The organism is Pseudomonas sp. NMI542_15, from assembly GCF_021283425.1.
GTDB classification, from domain to species: Bacteria; Pseudomonadota; Gammaproteobacteria; order Pseudomonadales; family Pseudomonadaceae; genus Aquipseudomonas; species Aquipseudomonas fortuita.
In genome coordinates, this window is the sequence record NZ_JAJSRO010000020.1 from 55,660 (window position 1) to 76,050 (window position 20,391).

The window sequence follows — 20,391 nt, forward strand, 5'->3', positions numbered from 1 at the left end:
GTAACAGCGGCAGGGATATGTTCGGCACCGCCGAAATGCGTGCGGTGCTGGGCCGCGCGCCGGGTGCGGCACTCTAAGCGCATGCTCCTGCAGGGAGATGTGTCGGCGTCACAATTGGTGTTTTGACCGTAACAGCAATGCCGCTACTGCACACCCGACCAACGCCAGGCACGCCAAGTAGAACGCATCACTGTAAGCCAGCAGGTAAGCCTCCCGCCGAATCGTCCCGGCCAGCCCCTCCAGCATCTGCTGCTGGTGCGGCAACCAGCTCTGTACTGTCTGGTTGATGCGCTCTTGCACGCCAGGCGCGAACACTGTCACCTGCTCGTGAATGCGCTCGCTGTGAAAGCGCTCACGGGTGGCCACCAGTTGCGTCAACCCGGCCGTGCCGATGGCTCCCCCCAGGTTGCGCAGCATGGAGAACACCGCCGAGGCCGAGCCGGCTTCACGCTTGTCCAGCCCGGCCACCGCCAGCACCGACAACGCCACCATGATGAAAGGCTGGCCAATACCGCGCACCACCGTGGACGGGATGATCACGTTGTCGGCACTGTCGGCGCTCAGGCTAGCCCCCAGCCAGCAGCCCAGGGCCATGATCAGAAAGCCGCTGGCGACCATGAACTTGGCGCTGGTCCAGCCCATCAGCCGGGGCATCAACGGCGCCAGCAGCAGCTGCACCACGCCATAGGCGATCAGCGCCACGCCGACATCGTGCGCGCTGAAACCCTGCAGCTGCGACAGGTAGTTGGGCACCAGAAAAACCAGGCCGAATGTGGCGGCGCCAAAGATGAACATCGCCACGCTGGCGACGCCGAAGTTGTAGCGCCCGAGCAAGCGCAGGTTGATGAAGGCGCGCTGGCCGAACAGCTGGGTCACCACGAACACCACCAGGGCAATGGCGGCGACCACACTCATGGCGACGATGAATGGCGAGCCGAACCCGTCCAGCCGGCCGCCTTCTTCCAGCACGATCTGCAAGCCACCCAGGCCGATCACCATGGCGGTGATACCCAGCCAGTCACCTTTGCGTAGCAGCTCAAGCTTCATGGGCTTGGCCTCGATCGACCAGGCGATGGCGAACAGCAGTGCAAGGCCGGGGAACAGTTGCAGATAAAAGATCCAGCGCCACGAATAGGCATCGCTCAGCCAGCCACCAATCGATGGCCCGGCCGCCTGCGCCACGCTGTTGGCCAGGCTGAACAGCGCCATGCCCATGGCCATCTTGCTGGCCGGCAGTTCGGTGATGATCAGCTGGAACGACAGGGGGATCAGCACCGCGCCCGCAGCACCCTGGATCACCCGGATGGCAATCATCGCCTCCAGGTTGGGCGCCCAGGAACAGGCCACCGAAGCGATCAGGAAGATGAGCGAGCCGGTCCACATCACCCGGCGCAGCGAGAACACGTCCACCAGCCAGGCCGTCAGCGGAATCATCACGATTTCCGCTACCAGGTAGGCGGTGGAAATCCAGGAGCCTTCCTCGAAGCTGGCGCCCAGCGAGCCGCGGATTTCCGGCAGTGCGGCGCTGGTGACATGCACGTTCATGCCGGCCATGAAGCAGCCCAGCAGGCCGCCGAGCACCGCTACCCAGGCGCGCAGTGTGACCGTTGGTTCAGTGCCCATCGGCCACCTCTGCGGGGCGCGTGTCGACCGTGCTCACCACGGACATGCCGGGCAGTACCTGCGGGCCATCCAGCGGTGTGTCGAGCAAAATACGCACCGGGAAGCGCTGGACAATCTTGGTGAAGTTGCCGGTGGCATTGTCCGACGGCAGCAGTGCGAAGACATTGCCGGACGCTGGCGAAAAGCTGGCCACATGGCCGCGCAGTGGCTGGCTGACGAAGCTGTCGACGCGGATTTCTACCGGCTGCCCCGGGCGCATGTTGGCCAACTGGGTTTCCTTGAAATTGGCCACCACATAGGCCTGCTGCAGGGGTACCACGGCCAGCAGCGGCTGGCCCGGCACCACGTACTGGCCGGCACGTACGCGGCGTTGGCCGACCACGCCCGTGATCGGTGCGCGGATCACGGTGTCCTGTTCGTCCTGCTCGGCCAACTGTTGGCGGGCCTGCGCGCGGGTCAGCGCTGCCGCGCGCTGTTGCAGTTCTGCGTCAGCCTGGGCTGACCGGGCCTTGGCCATGGCCAGTTGTGACCGTTGTTGGTGCAGCGCGGCCTGGGCACCTTGCAGCGCGGCTTGTGCCTGGGTGGCATGGGCGCTGGCGGTTTCCAGGCGCTGCACGGTCGCGGCCTCGTCTCGCACAAGGCCACGGTAGCGTTGCATGTCCAAGTCACTGCGCCGCTGTTCGGCAGTGGCACTGCGCATGGCCGCTTCAGCCTGCAAGATGGCTTGTTGTTGCTGGTTGATACGCTCGCTGGCCACCTGCTGGCGGGCCTGGGCGGCGATCAGTGCCGCCTGGGCCTCGGCCACACCTGCCCGTGCCTGGTCGAGGCGGGCGCGGTAGTCGCGGCTTTGCAGGCGTACCAGTACATCGCCGGCTTTCACGGGCTGGTCGTCAGCCACTGCGACCTCGGCCACGTAACCGGCCACGCGTGGGCTCAGGGCCACCCAGTCGGCGCGCACGTAGGCGTCGTCGGTGGTCTCCAGGTAGCGGCCGGTGGTGAGCCAGTAGCTGGTGAAGGCCAGCAGGGCGATTGCTGCCAGGCTACCGCTGACGGTGTAGGCCAGGCGGCGACGGGATCTGGCTTTGGCCCGCTGTTCAGTTTCGGCTGGTGCGGTTTGTTCTACGGCGACATTCATGTACGGTTTCCATGCTTGATTTTTGGGGCTGCACAGCAGCCCCATTTGTTGTTACCTGGAGCTACCACCGCCCGCCCAGGGCGCGGAACAGGTTGACCTGTGCCTGCGCCAGCCGCCCTCGGGCTTCTACGTGGCTGGCCCGCAGGCGGATCAGTTCTCGCTCGCTGTCGAGCAAGGCCAGCCCGTCCAAGGTGCCGGCGCGGTAGTTGCCCTGGGCCAGGGCATAGCCGCGCTGGCTGTGCGCCAGGGCTGCATCCAGTGCCTGCAACCGCTGCCGCTCACCGTCATAGCGTGCAAGGGCCTGGCGCACGTCCTTGAGCGCGCTCAGCGCCATACCGTGGTAATGGGCAACCTGCGCCTGCTGCAACGCCTCGGCTTTGCCGACCCTCGCGCGGTTGGCTTTCATATTCGGAAACTCCCAACGGATCAGCGGGCCAATGCCGAACATCACCGCGCGGCTGTCGCCGAGGTTGGCCAGGTGATGGTCCGAGGAGGTCAGCGAAGCGCCGAAGCTGACCTTCGGATACAGGTCGGTCCGGACGATGTCGGTTTCCAGGGTGGCAGCCTGCAGTTCCCGTTCTGCCTGGCGCACATCCGGCCGGCGTTCGAGCAAATGCCAACCATCGCCGGCCGGTAGCGGCGCCGACAGCGTGGGGATGGTTGTGCAAGTGGTGGTGTCGGCCAGCGAGGCCTGGCCACTGAGCATGCCAAGTTCGTAAAGCGCCATCTGCCGCCCGGCTGCGAGCATCGGCAGCTGCGCCCGCACTTGTTCCCGTAAGCCCAGCAGGCGCTCGCTGTCGAGGGCAGTGGCCACGCCGGCCTGGCGCTGGCGTTCGCTTAGTTGCACGCTGTGGTCGAGGGTTTGCAGGGACTGCTTAGCCTCGTCCAGGCGCGCCGTGTAGATGCACTGGTCGAGGTAGGCGCGGCTGGTCTGGGCGACCACTTGCAGGCGCACCAGATCCAGCGCCGCAGCGCTGGCTTCAGCCTGGGCCCGGGCGCGCTCGATGGCAGCACGCACCTGGCCCCAGACATCCACCTGATAGGCCAACTCGATGCCTGGGTTGAATTGCCATTGCGACGGCGCGTGGCTGTCGGTCGCCTCGGCCAGGGTCTGGTCATCGGCGCTCTTGCCATAGGTGGCGGCAAAGTCCATCGAGGTTGACGGCCAGCGCCTGGCATCGAACTCGCCTATCCCCGCCAGCATGGCCTGCACATTGGCTTCGGCCTGGGCCAGGTCCTGATTGTGCGCCAGGGCTTGCTGTACCCAGTGGTTAAGTTGCGGGTCCTGGAACAGCGCCCACCATTGTTGGGGCAATGGTTGCCGGCTGACACCCGCCGGCACATTCGCCAGCGGGTTGGCCAGCAGCGCTGCGGGTGGCTCGGCAGGTGCGGGTTGCCGGGTGCACGCCGCCAGCACGCCAAGTATGGCGAGTACGGCAAACCGGGCAGGGGAGGGAAATGAAGGCAGTAAGGGCATCACACATGTCGCTCAAGGGTGGTGATGCGAGGTTAACGAGGGTGGGGCGCCCGCCGCTGCCGCAAGCGGGACAACCCTGCGCGCAAGTGGGACAACCTGGAGCTCAGTACCCGCGCGGAGTACTGTTTTGCCAATCACTCGGCGCGTAGCCGAGGATGCGCTTGAACATGGCGGCAAAGGCGCTGGCGCTCTGGTAGCCGTGCTCCAGCGCCACGTTCAGGATCGGTTGGCCATCGGCCAGGCATTGCTGGCTGAGCATCACCCGGGCACGGGCGCGCCATTCGCCATACGACATGCCCACCTCACGCTGGAACAGCCGTGCCACGCTGCGGGCACTCATGTTCAGTTGCGCGCCGCATTGTTCCAGCGTCAGGTCCTGGGCCGGGTCCTGCAGGAAGCGCTCGCACCAGGCGCGCAGTTTCGCCTGGTGCGGCAACGGCACAAAGGCATCGATGCGCCTGGCAGTGGCCAACTCAAGCCGGATCAGCGCCCGCACGTGCTCGCCGTCACGCAGGTCGAGCATGCGTGACGCAGCCAGGATCAGTTCGTGCAGCAGGCCGGTTACCACGATGACCTGGCAGCGCTCGATACGTGCTTCGAGCAGCAAGGTCCGCATGCAGACCACGCCTTCCATGCGGATGGCATGGCTGACCCCGGCGGGCATCCACAACGCATGCCCGCCAGGGATCACCCAGCTACCGCCTTCGCTGCTGACCCGCATGACGCCGCTGGCGGCGTAGATCAGCTGATCTTCGGCGTGGCAGTGGCTGGCCACTTCTTCGCCGTGTCCGTAGTCCATTTCCAATGCTTGCATGCGGGGCATCCTCGGTATTGGATCCGATTATACGGCGGTTTATTGATGCTTGATTGCGAAGGTTGGCGGTTCGGCGCAATTATTCATCGCCTGCGAGATCGAGCGCCGCCCGCGTGGCGCTTCGCGGGGCAAGCCCGCTCCCACATGTGTTTTGGGGCCAATTCTGCCTGTGCGATTTGCGCGCGAACGCCTTGGCGCATGACTCGATATCGCGTCGGACAAACAAGGCGGTCGCGCGCACCTGTCACAGGAGTAATTGGCCCGGAACAAATGTGGGAGCGGGCTTGCCCCGCGAAGCGCCGCGCGGGCGGCGCTCGGTCTTGTAGGCGCTGAAAATGTTGCGGCAAGCACCTGGTGGCCCTGACCGATCCCTTGGCAGGCACCTCAAAGCCATCCCCTGTAAGACATTTCTGAACATGAAACCAAACGCTTCAGAATCAACCCGCTTAGGAATTATCCTACGCGCGCTGCTGAACTATCGCCGTTGTCGGCGAAGTACCTCAGGGATAACGTTTTCGCGTCGCTCCGGCGACCGGGCATGAGAACCCGACAGTCAAGCTAGCAGCACCTTCATGGTGGCCGTACGTGGGCGGGCTTTCGCCTGGCCGGGCCTTTGCTAGCTTCTGCCCGGTTTTCTCACACCTGCGTACGGCTGCCGCCTTCAATCCATGAGAAAGATTCAGGTGGTGGTTCCTTCCCTAGAAGCTGGAATTACACAATGAAAAAGCTCGTCCCCGATCCACAGGATCTGCTGCGGGTCCAGCCCGGCATTCCTATCGATGATGCCTATGAGCAAGTTTCGATCCTGCTGAGCTACATCAAGCATCTGCTGCGCGAAGGCGATATGGAGGACGACCACAAATTCCTGGGCGCCGCCGATTACCTCACGGCGTTGGCCAAGGCATTGATGAACGAAGTCGAACTGACCAAAAATACCTTGCGCTGAACGGCTGCCCTGGGGGGCCGCTTTGCGGCCCTTTTTGCGACACATGGCCCGATGGACCGGTCCATCGCGGTGTGTGCCTTCTAGTCATGTCTTGGTGGGCAAGCTCATATGCAGCAAGGGGAACGGCCGGCCTTCGCCATCCAGCGGCGAGCGGCCGGTCTGGACGAAGCCGTAGTGCTCGTAGAACCCTGTTGCCTGGGGGTTCTGCTCGTTGACATCGACACTCATCGCGTTACGCGACTGGCGGCCAAAATCCAGCAGCGCACGGCCAATACCCTGGCCATGTCGCTCGGGGTCGACGAAGAGCATTTCCACGTGGTTTTCATTGAAACCGATGAAGCCCAACGGCTGGTCATCGGTATCTACTGCAACCCACAGCTCGACGGCCGGAAAGTACACGTCTTGCAGCTGTGGCAACAGCGCGTCGATGTCGGACGGTTGCAGAAAGTGGTGTGTGGCGCGTACGGCGCGCAGCCAGATGTCGAGCAGCTGCGGGAAGTCTGCAGCAATGCCTTGGCGAATGATCATAGGGTCATCCTGAATGTATAGATGGCAGATGGGCGCGCCAAAAGGTGGCGGCCATGCAGGTGTCGGCATCATGAATGACCGCTTCGCGATTTAACGCCTGGGCGGTGCACGGCAGGGGAAGCCGGAAGGGAAGATGGCAGAAGGTTACCCGGATTGCGCAGTGTGGGGCAATGCAGCCTGAGTCGGGTTTCCGGTTTTTACTCGACCGCAATCCATATCGATGCTGGAATTGAGTCCGCACGTCATGGCCATGGCCGGGAGCCCCAATGAACCGCAACGAACTGCGCAAAGCCGATATCAACCTGATGGTGGTGTTCGAAGCCCTGATGCAGGAGCGCAACCATGTCCCCGGTTGAAAATGTCAACGATGTCTCCGGTCTGTACCCTGGACAAGCCCGCTCCCACAAGTAGCGTGCTTGCGCCCTCATAGAACGACCGCCAGCCCGTTGATCCAGCACGGGCTTTGTGGGAGCGGGCTTGTCCCGCGAACACCGGCAAAGCCGGTGCCAGGCACCGCCTGTTCCATTCGCGGAACAAGCCTGCCCCCACAAGTGGCTTACCTGCCGTCTTTGTTCTCTGCACAATCTCCCACAACTGCGTCGTGATCGCTTAGAACGTGCCTTGCAAGGTCACCATGAAATTGCGTGGCTCACCATAGAAATTGCCCCACGCCGGCGCACCGATGGTGGCGTAGTACTTCTTGTCGAACAGGTTGTTGCCGTTTAGCGCGACTGTCCAGTTCGGGTCGATGCGATACTGCACGCGGCCGTTCCATACGGTGTAGCCTGCCTGCTCGACGCGGGTAGTGCCGGTGGTGCGGAAGTTCTCGCTCTGGCTGTTCAGGCCGGCGCCGACGGTGAAGCGCTCCAGTGCACCGCCCAGCTGGTAGTCACCCCACACCTTGAGCATGTGCCGCGGGATGAAGCTGGAGGTGAAGGTCAGCTCGGTGGGGTCGCTGTCTTCGATGGTATTCAGGTATTTGGTCTGGGTGTAGGTGTAGCCTGCAAGCAGCTGTAATCGCTCGATCGGCGAGCCGCTGATCTCAGCCTCGAAACCCTGGGCACGAACCTTGCCGCTGTCGGTGTAGCAATAGCCGTCGCCTGACGGGCAGGCTTCGTTGTAGTCGGTTTCCGCACGGTGTTTCTCCACAGTGCGGAACAGGTTGAACGAGGTGTTCAATGCGCCGTCAAGCAGTTCGCCCTTGATGCCAATCTCGTAGTTTGCACCGGTCTTGGGCTGAAGCGACTGCCGCTCGGCGTTCACCTTGTCGCTCTGCGGCTGGAAGATGTCGGCGTAGCTGGCGTAGGCGGTCCACTGCTCGTTCAGGTCGTACAGCACGGCGGCGAACGGCGTGACCTGGCCGTTTTCCTGGCTACGGTTATTCACCCAGTAATCGTAGAGCTGGGTATAGGAGTCGCTCTTGTTGCGGTACCAGCTGACCCGTGCGCCCAGCACCAGGGTCAGCGGCTCTGCCAGCTTCAGCCGCAGGTTGGCGTAAGTGCCATATTGGGTGGTGGTGGAATCGGTTGGCACGCTGCCACCGCGGCTCGGGTTGACCAGATAATCGCCTTTGGACGGGTGTGGGAAGTTCGAGGTTGGGTTGAATGGGTCCTGCTTGGCGTTCAGCAGCATCAACGCGAAGTAATCATGGGTTTTCTGCCGGCTGGCGTTGGCGCCGATGATCAGCTCGTGCTGCAAGCCGAACGCCTCGAACTTGCCATCGACATAGCTATCGAAGCCGTAGTCGTCCTGGTCGTAGTCGAAGCGGCCGGCGCGCACGTTCATGCTGGCGGTGCTGGCGCCGACCGGCACCGTACCTTCGGAGTAGGCGTATTCGATGTCCTGGGTGTTGTGGGTGTAGATCGAGGCGAAGTTCAGCGTCCAGTCATCATTGAAGCGGTGCTTGAGGTCGGCAAAACCGGTAATACGCTGGCTTTGCAGGTCGTTCCAGCTGGCCCCCAGGCAGGTAGAGCGCGACAGCTTCAGGTCACTGCCATTGGCGTAGCGTGGCAGGCCGGAATAGCACGGTGTGGCATCGACATCCTCGTAGGCCAGGCCAAAGCCAAGGGTGGTGTCGGCGGTGACGTCCCAGTCGATGGCACCGTACAGTATCTGGTCCTGGCGCTTGGCCGTGTCATAGAAGTACTGGCGGTCCTGCAGCGAGGCCACGGCGCGCCCGCGCACGGTGCCCGACTCGTTCAGCGGGCCGCCTACATCTACTTGGCCGCGGTAGTTGTCCCAGCTGCCGGCAGACAGGGTGACGGTGGTGGTGGCCTTTTCCTGGCCACGCTTGCGTACGAAGTTGACGCCGCCGGCGGAGGAGCCGGAGCCCTTCATCATGCCGGCCGCGCCCTTGAGGATTTCGACGCGGTCGTAGAACGCCATGTCGCTGGAAAAGCTGTTGGCCTGCACGTAGTTGCCGCCCACGTCCAGCGGCACGCCGTCATACTGGTACTGGCCGTCCAGGTTGAAACCACGGGAGTAGAAGTACTTGCCGCCCATGGGCGAGTCGTACACGGTGATGCCCGGGGTCTTGTCCAGCACCTGTTCCAGCGTATTGAGGTTCTGGTCGTCGAGCATCTTGCGGGTCATCACGGTGACCGACTGCGGGGTTTCCTTCAGCGTGTGCACGCCTTTGCCGATGGTTACTGCACGTGCCGTGTACGATTGGGTGCCCTCGCTGGTGGCGTCCAGCCGGTTGGCATCGATGTTCAGTGGGCCCAGTTCCATGGCCGCGCCGTTGTTGGCAGGCATCAGCACGTAGCCGCCATTGCCCTGGCGTTGTGCCTGCAAGCCGCTATTGGCCAACAGCCGCACCAGCCCTTCCTCGATGCTGTAGCTGCCTTCCAGGCCGGCGCTGCTCAAGTGGCGGGTCTGTGCGGTGTCGAACGAAATGGTCACGCCCGCCTGCACGCCGAACTGGGTGATGGCATTGCCCAGCGGGCCAGCGGCGACGTGGTAGGCGGTCTGGCTTTGGGCCATGGCCTGGGCAGGCATCAGCAGCAGGCCCGGCGCGCTGGCCAGGGACATGCCGAACAGCACCAGGCGTACGGCCTGGCTCAGCTTGGTTGCAGGGGTAGGGTGCAGGTGAGGCATTTCGTGATCCTTCCGAGTCATGGCAGAAAGTCGCTGTCGTCGCGGCTTGTGTCAGGGACGGACGAGAATCGAAATCAGCAAGATTGCGGCGAAAGTTTTTTCGCAATTGCTCAGGCGGGTTCCACACTCACCCAATAGCGGCTGAGGTAGCGCAGCTTCACGGGCAGTGTTTTTGGCAGGTTGGCCAAGGCGATATCGGTGTCGTCGATGCGGAATGCGCCGGATATGCTCATGGCCTGGATCGACGAGGCGCAGCGCAACACCCCTGGCCGATAACGCCCCAGCTCTTCGAGGAAGTCGCCCAGGCGCCAGTCGTTCACACTCAACATGCCATGCCGCCAGGCAGTCGAGTCAACGGGCAGGGCGTGCGGGGTGGCGAAGTCATTCTGGTCAAAACTCACCTGCTGCCCGGCTTGCAGTTGCAGCCTCCGCTCAACGTGGCGCTGCGGGCGAACCTCGACACTGGCCTGCAGTACCCCGACGCGCGTCTTGTGCGCGAGTTTGCGGATGCTGAACTCGGTGCTGCGGGCAAGGATACTGCCGTCCTCGGTGTGCACGATGAACGGACGGTGCTGCACCTCGCTGACAGGCCTGACCAGTATTTCTCCCTGGTACAGCTGAATCGCCCGCACCTTCGTGTCATAGCGTACATCCAGCGCGGTACCCACGTTCAGCTCCAGCTGCGAGCCGTCCGCCAGCGCTAGGGTGCGTCGCTCACCCGTGCCGGTGCGTTGCTGTGCCAGCAAGGCGCGATAGGGCACCTGTTCGGCTGCCAGCCAGCTGCCGCCACCCATGGCAACCAGCAGGCCCAGCACTTTCAGCACATCGCGGCGCTGCGCCTGCGCAGCGCCAAGGCTGGACAATGCTGCTTGCGCGGGCACCATGGCCCATTGCTGCTGCAGCTTCTCCACCCGCGCCCAGGCGGCAGCGTGGTGCGGGCTGGCCTGCAGCCATTGCCGCCACGCCTGGGTGCGGGTCTCGTCGCAGGCGCCATCGTTGAGCTGCACATACCAGGTGGCGGCGGCTTCGAGTGTCTTGAGATCCATCGCGTTCAGCCTTCAACTACCAGCAGGCAGCGGGTCATCGCCTTGATCAGGTGGTTCTTCACGGTGGTAACCGACACGCCGAAACGCTCAGCCGCAGCACCGTAGGTCAGGCCTTCAAGTTGAACGGCAAGGAAAATGGCGCGGGTCTTGGCGCCGAGTTCGTCGAGCAGGCTGTCCACGGCCACCAGCATTTCTATGATGGACAAGCGCACCTCCGGCGAGACGTCAACCGGCTCCGGGCGCAGGGCCAGGGCTTGGAGGTAGGCTTTTTCGATGGAGCGACGGCGGGCTTTGTCGATCAGCAGCGCGCGGGCTATAGCGCTGAGGTAGCTGCGCGGCTCGCGGATCGGCAACGGATTACGCGCGGTCATTACCCGCAAGAACGTGTCGTGCGCCAGGTCGGAAGCATCGGCGGCGTTGCCCAGGCGGGCGCGCAGCCAGCCCTTCAGCCAGCTGTTGTTTTCGCTGTACAGCTGGTGCAGGGCCTGGGGATCGAGCGTCGACATGCGTCAAGACCGCAATATTAATGGGAATTGATCGCATTGTCGTAGTAGGGCGGGCTGATTGCAAGGATCGTGTGCATGCACACAGCCTTGTGGGAGTGGGCGTGTCCGCGAAACAGGCAACACGTTGGATGGCACCGGCTCTGCCGGTGTTCGCGGGCATGCCCGCTCCCACAGAGGTTGCGCCAGCTTCTGGATCCTGAGCAAGGCAGTTGCTCACACAAAGGCAGGACGCACACATTGAAAACGTTGTTAGAACCCGGCCTCCAGGCTCAGCAGCTCCTGCACCGTCTGCCGCCGGCGAATCATCCGCAGCGCCCCGTCCTCGATCAGAAACTCCGGCAGTAACGGCCGGCTGTTGTAGTTCGACGACATCGATGCACCGTAGGCGCCGGCATCATGGATCACCAGCAGGTCGCCCACCTGTGCCTGGGGCAGGTCCTGCGGGGTCAGTTCCTGGTCATCCTGGGTGAACACGTCACCCGATTCGCACAGTGGCCCGGCCACAACAGTCGGCTGCCGTGGGCGGTCCACCGGCTGGCCGTTGGCGTCGAGCAGGGTCATGCCGTGATAGGCGCCGTACATCGCCGGGCGCATCAGGTCGTTGAAGCCGGCGTCGATCATGACGAAGGTATTGCGGCCCACTTGCTTGACGGCACGCACTTCGGCTACCAGGTAGCCCGACTCGGCCACCAGGAAGCGCCCAGGCTCAATCTCCATGCGCACGGGGTGACCCAGCATGGCTTCGATTTCCTTGCGCGCCACCGCCCAGGTCTGGGCGTAGCGCTGCAGGTCGACCGGCTTGTCGGTGCTGCGGTAAGGGGTGGACAGCCCGCCACCTATGGAGAAGGCCTCGATGTCCACGCCCAGGCGGCCGATCAGCTCGATCATCGAGCGAGCCACCTGTTCCAGGTGCTGGTAGTCCACCCCGGAACCAATGTGCATGTGCACGCCTACCAGGTGCAGGCCATGGGCCTTGATGCATGCCAGCGCCTCGTCCAGTTCCTCGTGCCAGATGCCGTGCTTGCTGTTTTCGCCGCCGGTGTTGGTCTTGCGGCTGTGGCCATGGCCGAAGCCCGGGTTGATGCGGACCCACACGCGGTGGCCGGGCGAGCGCTCACCCAGTTGGCGCAGCATGTCGATGGAGCCGGCGTTGACTTCGATCTTTTCTGCCACCACGCGCTCCAGGGTTGGCCGGTCCAGCGCGTCGCACGTCAGCACCACGCCGGCAGGATCACCGTCCACGCTTGCACCCGCAGCGAAGGCCCGCTCCATTTCACCCAGCGACACGGCATCCAGCACCAGGCCGTGGGCGCGCATCAGGCGCAGTACGTGCAGGTTGGGGTTGGCTTTCTGGGCGAAACGCACGGTGTCGAACACGTTCAGTTGCTCGACACGCTCAGCGATGGTGCTAGCGTCGTACGCCCACAGCGGCGAGCCGTGCTGGCGAACCGCCTCGGCCAGAAGGGAGAAGGGTGCGGTCATGGTGGCGCAACTCATATAAGGAAGGCCACAAGGATGAGCCAAAGCGGGAATTCATAAAAATAGCTATTTTTCCGTCAGTCATTCATATCTGATATACCCATCGTCTACTCATCGGGTATTGCCGTGAAACTGTCCGTGCGCCACATCGAAGTGTTCCGCGCCATCATGGCCGCCGGCAGTGTTACCGGTGCGGCGCGCCTGCTGTTCACCTCGCAGCCCACCGTTAGCCGCGAACTGGCGCGGCTGGAGCAGGTGACTGGCCTGAACCTGTTCGAACGCGAGGGAGGGCGCCTGGTGGCGACCGCCCAGGCGCTGCTGTTGATCGAAGAAGTCGAGCGCGCCTACGTCGGGCTGGAGCGGATCGATCGCTTTGCCCAGGCCATCCGCAATTTCGAGCAGGGGCGGCTGGCCATCACCTGCCTGCCGCTGTTCTCCCAGACCTTGCTGCCCAAGGCCTGCCAGCGCTTCCACCAGCAGCACCGCGGCGTGAGCGTGAGCATCCTGGCGCAGGAATCGCCGTTGCTGGAGGAGTCACTGGTCGCCCAGCAGCATGACCTTGGCCTGACCGAGGTGGAGCAGATACCGCGCGGCGCTTATGGCGAATTGCTGTTCAGCGCCAACATGGTGTGCGTGCTGCCCGAGCATCACCCGTTGCAGGCCAAGGCCGAGTTGGAGCTGAGCGATTTTCACGAGGTCGATTTCATCAACCTGGCCAGCCTGGACACCTACCGGCAGCGCCTGGACCAGCACTTTCGTGCGGCGGGGGTGAACCGCCGCACGGTGATCGAGACCACCAGTGCCGCCTCGGTGTGCGCCATGGTCAGGCAAGGCCTAGGGGTGGCGATCATCAACCCGCTGAGCGGGCTGGAGGCGGCACAGGGCGGGTTGCCGATCCGCAGGTTGCGGGTGTCGGTGCCGTACCAGGTGATGCTGATACGCCCCGACCACCGGCCGGCATCGGCAGCGGTGGAGCCGTTTTGCGAGGCGCTGCGGGTGCAGGCTAAAGCAATGCAGGCAGCATTGCGCTAGCGCCTGGCTCTCCTAAGGGGCTTTGTGCTGCCTGTGCCGGCGATGAGGCCAGTACAGGCAACAACGGTCGGCCCTATGTGCAATCTGCGGTTCAGAGTTCGCAGACGAAGGTCCCGGTCCCGGTCAGGATGTTTTCCAGGGTTTGCTTCACTTCGTCCAGGTCACTCAGGTCGCTGGTGAGGTGGATCTCCAGCACCTCGTCCCCCTTAAGCGCATCCTGGTCGCCGGCCGCCACTTCGATCAGCAGGCGCTTGGCACTCAGCGTCACCTTCAGCCCATCGAGCGTCGACGGCTCGTCATCCAGGGTCAGGTCGACGGTGTCTTCGTCCGGGTAGCGGGTAAGCAGGAACATCTGACCCTTGTCGCTGTGGCAGCACAGGGTCGCCATGTTGTCTTCCTCGTCATCGCAAGGGGTGGCGAACAGCAGGGCGGTGTTGATTTGCATGAGCAGGCTCGGATCAAAGGAAACGGAAGGGAATTCTGACAGTCTTGCGTACAGGCATAAACGTAAAGTTACCGCCCCTTGACCGAAATTGTCGCAGCGCTGCAAGCGTTGATGACCGATCAGTCGTTAAGCTTCGCCGAGCCCTGAGCGTGCCTGTGCACGTTCGACGCCTGGTTTTACCGTCCGCCTTGCCACGGGTTGGCTATCGTTGATCCGTACACGGCGCACGCAGCGACGCTTCAATTATTACAAAGCCCAAGCGGAGTACCACAGATGGCGTTCTTCACCGCAGCCAGCAAAGCCGACTTCCAGCATCAACTGCAAGCGGCCCTGGCGCAGCACATCAGCGAACAGTCCCTGCCACAAGTGGCGCTGTTCGCCGAGCAGTTCTTCGGCATCATCTCTCTGGACGAACTCACCCAACGCAGGCTTTCCGACCTGGCCGGCTGCACCCTGTCAGCCTGGCGCATCATCGAGCGTTTCGACCCCGAATACCCGCAAGTGCGGGTGTATAACCCTGATTACGAACGCAACGGCTGGCAATCGACCCATACCGTGGTCGAAGTGCTGCACCACGACCTGCCGTTCCTGGTCGACTCGGTGCGCACCGAGCTCAACCGCCGCGGCTACAGCATCCATACCCTGCAAACCACCGTGCTCAGCGTGCGCCGTGGCGCCAAGGGCGAGCTGCTGGAGCTGCTGCCCAAGGGCACACAGGGCGAGGGTGTGCGCCATGAGTCGCTGATGTACCTGGAGATCGACCGTTGCGCCAATGCCGCCGAACTGACCGTGCTGACCCGCGAGATCGAGCAGGTGCTGGCCGAGGTACGGGTGGCCGTGGCCGACTTCGAACCGATGAAGGCCAAGCTGCGTGAAGTGGTGGCGCAGGTGGAGCAGACCGCCTTTGGTCCTGCCCAGAACGAGAAGGGCGAGGTCAAAGCCTTCCTCGAGTGGCTGCTGGACAACCATTTCACCTTCCTGGGCTATGAAGAATTCACCGTCAAGCGTGACGCCGACGGCGGCCAGATGGTCTACGACGAGCAGTCGTTCCTCGGCCTGCCGCGCCGCCTGCGCGTGGGGCTGACGGCCGAAGAGCTGCGCATCGAAGACTACGCCGTGGCCTACCTCAACGAACCACTGTTGCTGTCGTTCGCCAAGGCCGCACTGCCCAGCCGCGTGCACCGCCCGGCCTACCCGGACTACGTGTCGATCCGCCAGCTGGACGCCGACGGCAAAGTCATCAAGGAACACCGCTTCATGGGCCTGTACACCTCTTCGGTGTATGGCGAAAGCGTGCATGCCATTCCGTACATCCGTGTGAAGGTGGCTGAAGTCGAGCGCCGTTCGGGCTTCGACGCCAAGGCCCACCTGGGCAAGGAACTGGCCCAGGTGCTGGAAGTGCTGCCGCGCGACGACCTGTTCCAGACGCCGATCGACGAGCTGTTCACCACCGTCATGGCGATCGTGCAGATCCAGGAGCGCAACAAGATCCGCGTGTTCCTGCGCAAGGACCCTTACGGCCGCTTCTGCTACTGCCTGGCCTACGTCCCGCGGGAAATCTACTCCACCGAAGTGCGGCAGAAGATCCAGCAGGTGCTGATGGAGCGCCTGAAGGCCAGCGACTGCGAATTCTGGACCTTCTTCTCCGAGTCGGTGCTGGCACGCGTGCAGCTGATTTTGCGGGTAGACCCGAAAAACCGCATCGACATCGACCCGCAGCAGCTGGAACGCGAAGTGATCCAGGCTTGCCGCTCGTGGCAAGACGACTACTCGACCCTGGTGGTCGAGAACTTTGGTGAAGCCCAAGGCACCAACATCCTGGCCGATTTCCCCAAGGGCTTCCCGGCCGGGTACCGTGAGCGCTTCGCCGCGCACTCGGCGGTGGTCGACCTGCAGCACGTGCTGAACCTGTCGGAAAGCAAGCCGCTGGCGATGAGCTTCTACCAGCCGCTGACCCAGGTGGGCGAGCGCATCCTGCACTGCAAGCTGTACCACGCCGATACGCCCCTGGCGCTGTCCGATGTGCTGCCGATCCTGGAAAACCTCGGCCTGCGTGTGCTCGGCGAGTTTCCGTACCGCCTGCGCCATGCCAATGGCCGCGAGTACTGGATCCACGACTTCGCCTTCACCTACAGCGAGGGCCTGAGCCTGGATATCCAGCAGCTCAACGACACCCTGCAGGACGCCTTCATCCACATCGTGGGCGGCGATGCCGAGAACGATGCCTTCAACCGGCTGGTGCTCACCGCCGGCCTGCCATGGCGTGACGTTGCGCTGTTGCGCGCCTACGCCCGTTACATGAAGCAGATTCGTCTGGGCTTTGACCTGGGCTACATCGCCAGCACCCTGAACAACCACACCGACATTGCCCGCGAGCTGACCCGGTTGTTCAAGACCCGCTTCTACCTGGCACGCAAGCTCACCCAGGACGACCTGGACGACAAGCAACTGCGCCTGGAGCAAGCGATCCTGACCGCGCTGGACGACGTGCAGGTGCTCAATGAAGACCGCATCCTGCGCCGCTACCTGGACCTGATCAAGGCTACCCTGCGCACCAACTTCTACCAGCCGGACACCAACGGCCAGAACAAGTCGTACTTCAGCTTCAAGTTCAACCCCAAGCTGATCCCCGAACTGCCCAAACCAGTGCCCAAGTTCGAAATCTTCGTCTATTCGCCGCGGGTAGAGGGCGTGCACTTGCGCTTTGGCAACGTCGCCCGTGGCGGCCTGCGCTGGTCTGACCGTGAGGAAGACTTCCGTACCGAGGTGCTGGGCCTGGTGAAAGCCCAGCAAGTGAAGAACTCGGTCATCGTGCCGGTCGGCGCCAAGGGTGGCTTCCTGCCGCGTCGCCTGCCGCTGGGGGGGAGCCGTGACGAGATCGCCGCGGAAGGCGTGGCGTGCTATCGCATCTTCATTTCCGGCCTGCTCGACATCACCGACAACCTCAAGGACGGCGGCGTGGTGCCTCCGGCCAACGTGGTGCGCCACGACGATGACGACCCATACCTGGTGGTGGCGGCCGACAAGGGCACGGCGACTTTCTCCGACATCGCCAACGGCATTGCCATCGACTACGGCTTCTGGCTGGGCGATGCGTTCGCCTCGGGCGGCTCCGCCGGTTACGACCACAAGAAGATGGGTATTACCGCGCGCGGCGCCTGGGTTGGTGTGCAACGCCACTTCCGCGAGCGCGGCATCAACGTGCAGGAAGACCCGATCACCGTGATTGGCGTGGGCGACATGGCCGGCGACGTGTTCGGCAACGGCCTGCTGATGTCCGACAAGCTGCAACTGGTGGCGGCGTTCAACCACCTGCACATCTTCATTGACCCGAACCCGGAGCCTGCGTCCAGCTTTGCCGAGCGCAAGCGCCTGTTCGACCTGCCGCGTTCGGCCTGGAGCGATTACGACACCAGCATCATGTCCGAAGGCGGCGGGATTTTCCCGCGCAGTGCCAAGAGCATCGCCATCAGCCCGCAGATGAAAGAGCGCTTCGCCATCGAAGCCGACCGCCTGACCCCGACCGAGCTGCTCAACGCGTTGCTCAAGGCACCGGTCGACCTGTTGTGGAACGGCGGCATTGGTACTTACGTGAAGGCCAGCACCGAAAGCCACGCCGATGTTGGCGACAAGGCCAACGACGCGCTGCGGGTCAATGGCAACGAACTGCGCTGCAAAGTGGTGGGTGAGGGCGGCAACCTGGGCATGACCCAGCTCGGCCGGGTCGAGTTCGGCCTGAACGGCGGCGCCACCAACACCGACTTCATCGATAACGCCGGCGGCGTGGACTGCTCCGACCACGAGGTCAACATCAAGATCCTGCTCAACGAAGTGGTGCAGGGTGGCGACATGACCGAGAAGCAGCGCAACCAGCTGCTCGGCAGCATGACCGACGAAGTGGGCGCCCTGGTGCTGGGCAACAACTACAAGCAGACCCAGGCGCTATCGCTGGCGGCCCGTCGTGCCCGCGAGCGGATTGCCGAGTACAAGCGCCTGATGGCCGACCTGGAAGCCCGTGGCAAGCTGGACCGTGCCATCGAGTTCCTGCCGTCCGAAGAGCAGTTGGCCGAACGCCTGGCGGCCGGCCAGGGCCTGACCCGCGCCGAGCTGTCGGTGCTGATTTCGTACAGCAAGATCGACCTCAAGGAACAGCTGCTTAAGTCGCTGGTGCCAGACGACGACTACCTGACCCGCGACATGGAAACCGCCTTCCCGCCGTCGCTGGTCAGCAAGTTCGCCGACTCCATGCGCCGCCACCGCCTGAAGCGTGAAATCGTCAGCACCCAGATCGCCAACGACCTGGTCAACAACATGGGTATCACCTTCGTCCAGCGCCTGAAGGAGTCGACCGGCATGAGCCCGGCGAACGTGGCCGGGGCCTATGTGATCGTGCGCGACATCTTCCACCTGCCGCACTGGTTCCGCCAGATCGAGGCACTGGATTACCAGGTGCCGGCAGAAGTCCAGCTGACCCTGATGGACGAACTGATGCGCCTGGGCCGCCGTGCCACGCGCTGGTTCCTGCGCAGCCGCCGTAACGAGCAGGACGCTGGGCGTGATACCGCACACTTCGGGCCGAAAGTCGCGCAACTGGGGCTCAAGCTCGATGAACTGCTCGAAGGCCCGACCCGCGAACGCTGGATGGTTCGCTATCAAGGCTTTGTCGACGCCGGTGTGCCAGAGTTGCTGGCGCGCATGGTGGCGGGTACCAGCCACCTCTACACCTTGCTGCCGATCATTGAAGCAGCCGACGTCACGGGCCACGACCCGGCGCAGGTGGCCAAGGCGTTCTTTGCCGTGGGGAGTGCCTTGGACCTGACCTGGTACCTGCAGGAAATCAGTAACTTGCCGGTTGAGAACAACTGGCAGGCGCTGGCCCGCGAAGCCTTCCGCGACGATATCGACCTGCAGCAGCGGGCGATCACCATCTCGGTCTTGCAAATGGCCGATGCGCCGGATGACATGGACGCCCGTGTGGCATTGTGGGCTGAACAGCACCGGGTCATGGTGGAGCGCTGGCGCGCCATGCTGGACGACCTGCGCAACGCCACCGGTACCGACTATGCGATGTACGCGGTGGCCAACCGCGAGCTGGTCGACCTGGCCATGAGCGGGCAGGCGGCGGTGGTACCGTCCTGAGCCTTATGGTGCGGTAAAACAAAGCCCCGGCAGTGATGCCGGGGCTTTTCTTTTGTCTGTACCGGCCTCTTCGCGGGGCAAGCCCCCTCCCATAGGTGCCCCACTGCCTTCAAGTTCAGTGCAGCAGCTGTGGGAGCGGGCTTGCCCCGCGAAGAGGCCGGTAGAGGCTTACTTGAACCGCCGCTCCACCCCTTTTTCCACCAGGATCTTGGCGGAAATCTCTTCCACTGAAAAATGCGTGGAATTGATGTTGGGAATGTTCTCCCGGCGGAACAGGCTCTCTACCTCGCGCACTTCGAACTCGCACTGGGCAAAGCTGGAATAGCGGCTGTTGGGCTTGCGTTCGTGACGGATGGCGGTGAGGCGGTCGGGGTCGATGGTCAGGCCGAACAGCTTGCTGTGGTGCTTTTTCAGCACCGCTGGCAGTTGCAGGCGCTCCATGTCGTCTTCGGTCAGCGGGTAGTTGGCCGCGCGGATGCCGAATTGCATCGCCATGTACAGGCAGGTAGGGGTTTTGCCGCAGCGGGACACACCCACCAGAATCAGGTCGGCCTTGTCGTAGTAATGGGTGCGCGCGCCGTCGTCGTTATCCAGGGCGAAATTCACCGCCTCGATGCGTTCCATGTAGTTGGAGTTGCCGCCAATCGAGTGCGATTTGCCCACGGAATACGACGAATGGGCGGTCAATTCCTGTTCAAGGGGGGATAAAAACGAAGAAAAGATGTCGATCATGAAGCCGTTCGAGGTCGCCAGGATCTCACGGATGTCCTGGTTGACGATCGTGTCGAAGATGATCGGGCGTACCCCGTCACGTTCGGCCGCCGCGTTGATTTGCTGGACCATGGTGCGTGCTTTGTCGGGCGAATCAATGTACGGACGGGTGAATTTGTTGAACGGAATGCTCTCGAATTGCGCCAGCAAACTCTGGCCCAGGGTTTCGGCAGTGATACCGGTGCCGTCGGAGATGAAGAACGCGGTTCGTTTCATTTGCGATCTGGGCCTTAAGCTGATGACGTTTCTTGGATATGATAAGTTCGGTTTGCCGAATGCGGCTGTCGGCATTCTCACTTATTTTCCAGGTACAGGCCACAAACGCCCGGCCAAGTCACCGAAGACAGGCGGGCG

14 protein-coding genes are annotated in these 20,391 nt (G+C 63.1%); 3 read left to right on the top strand and 11 right to left on the bottom strand.

The window, feature by feature from the left end:
• Positions 1 to 108: 108 nt before the first annotated feature.
• From LU684_RS23550 to LU684_RS23565, 4 genes are all read right to left on the bottom strand, one after another.
• Positions 109 to 1,623, bottom strand: a complete 1,515-nt coding sequence (locus LU684_RS23550) for a DHA2 family efflux MFS transporter permease subunit (protein ID WP_095117036.1) — start codon at positions 1,621 to 1,623, stop codon at positions 109 to 111.
• A complete protein-coding gene (locus LU684_RS23555) occupies positions 1,613 to 2,758 on the bottom strand; it encodes an HlyD family secretion protein (RefSeq protein WP_232895091.1) in 1,146 nt (381 codons plus the stop codon). Before LU684_RS23555 ends, LU684_RS23550 begins: the two co-directional genes overlap by 11 nt.
• 61 nt (positions 2,759 to 2,819) lie before the next feature.
• Positions 2,820 to 4,235, bottom strand: a complete 1,416-nt coding sequence (locus LU684_RS23560) for an efflux transporter outer membrane subunit (protein WP_232895092.1) — start codon at positions 4,233 to 4,235, stop codon at positions 2,820 to 2,822.
• Between the two features lie 103 nt (positions 4,236 to 4,338).
• Positions 4,339 to 5,049 (bottom strand): AraC family transcriptional regulator, encoded by a 711-nt coding sequence (locus LU684_RS23565; RefSeq protein WP_232895094.1) that lies wholly within the window; start codon positions 5,047 to 5,049, stop codon positions 4,339 to 4,341.
• 718 nt (positions 5,050 to 5,767) lie between these two features.
• Here LU684_RS23565 and LU684_RS23570 point away from each other — a divergent pair.
• Positions 5,768 to 5,995, top strand: coding sequence for a DUF3077 domain-containing protein (locus tag LU684_RS23570; protein WP_023048213.1), 228 nt, complete (start codon positions 5,768 to 5,770; stop codon positions 5,993 to 5,995).
• A gap of 84 nt (positions 5,996 to 6,079) precedes the next feature.
• On the opposite strand, the gene LU684_RS23575 is transcribed toward LU684_RS23570, so the two are convergent.
• The 5 genes from LU684_RS23575 to lysA all read right to left on the bottom strand — a co-directional run bounded on the left by LU684_RS23575 (position 6,080) and on the right by lysA (position 12,653).
• Positions 6,080 to 6,523 (bottom strand): acetyltransferase, encoded by a 444-nt coding sequence (locus LU684_RS23575; protein WP_016485579.1) that lies wholly within the window; start codon positions 6,521 to 6,523, stop codon positions 6,080 to 6,082.
• A 609-nt stretch (positions 6,524 to 7,132) separates the two neighbouring features.
• Entirely contained in the window at positions 7,133 to 9,619 is a 2,487-nt protein-coding gene (locus LU684_RS23580; protein WP_023048215.1) for a TonB-dependent siderophore receptor, read from the bottom strand.
• A gap of 110 nt (positions 9,620 to 9,729) precedes the next feature.
• Positions 9,730 to 10,665: a FecR domain-containing protein gene (locus LU684_RS23585; protein WP_016485581.1), complete on the bottom strand. Its 936-nt coding sequence runs from the start codon at positions 10,663 to 10,665 to the stop codon at positions 9,730 to 9,732.
• A gap of 5 nt (positions 10,666 to 10,670) precedes the next feature.
• Positions 10,671 to 11,171, bottom strand: a complete 501-nt coding sequence (locus LU684_RS23590; protein WP_016485582.1) for a sigma-70 family RNA polymerase sigma factor — start codon at positions 11,169 to 11,171, stop codon at positions 10,671 to 10,673.
• Between the two features lie 249 nt (positions 11,172 to 11,420).
• Complete coding sequence (gene lysA / locus LU684_RS23595; protein ID WP_023049222.1) at positions 11,421 to 12,653, bottom strand: diaminopimelate decarboxylase; 1,233 nt, start codon at positions 12,651 to 12,653, stop codon at positions 11,421 to 11,423.
• Positions 12,654 to 12,776: 123 nt separating this feature from the next.
• Between lysA and LU684_RS23600 the strand changes: the two genes are divergently transcribed.
• Positions 12,777 to 13,682 carry a LysR family transcriptional regulator gene (locus LU684_RS23600; protein WP_070086965.1) on the top strand — a complete coding sequence of 302 codons (906 nt, stop codon included), beginning with the start codon at positions 12,777 to 12,779 and terminating at the stop codon, positions 13,680 to 13,682.
• A 91-nt stretch (positions 13,683 to 13,773) separates the two neighbouring features.
• On the opposite strand, the gene LU684_RS23605 is transcribed toward LU684_RS23600, so the two are convergent.
• The gene (locus tag LU684_RS23605; RefSeq protein WP_016485585.1) at positions 13,774 to 14,127 is read right to left on the bottom strand and encodes a hypothetical protein; all 354 of its coding nucleotides are present in this window, start codon (positions 14,125 to 14,127) and stop codon (positions 13,774 to 13,776) included.
• 273 nt (positions 14,128 to 14,400) lie between these two features.
• On the opposite strand from LU684_RS23605, the gene LU684_RS23610 reads away from it, so the two are divergent.
• Positions 14,401 to 19,266, top strand: a complete 4,866-nt coding sequence (locus LU684_RS23610; protein WP_023047423.1) for an NAD-glutamate dehydrogenase — start codon at positions 14,401 to 14,403, stop codon at positions 19,264 to 19,266.
• 168 nt (positions 19,267 to 19,434) lie between these two features.
• Here LU684_RS23610 and ppsR read toward each other — a convergent pair whose 3' ends face one another.
• Entirely contained in the window at positions 19,435 to 20,253 is an 819-nt protein-coding gene (gene ppsR, locus LU684_RS23615; protein ID WP_016485587.1) for a posphoenolpyruvate synthetase regulatory kinase/phosphorylase PpsR, read from the bottom strand.
• Positions 20,254 to 20,391 lie beyond the last annotated feature (138 nt).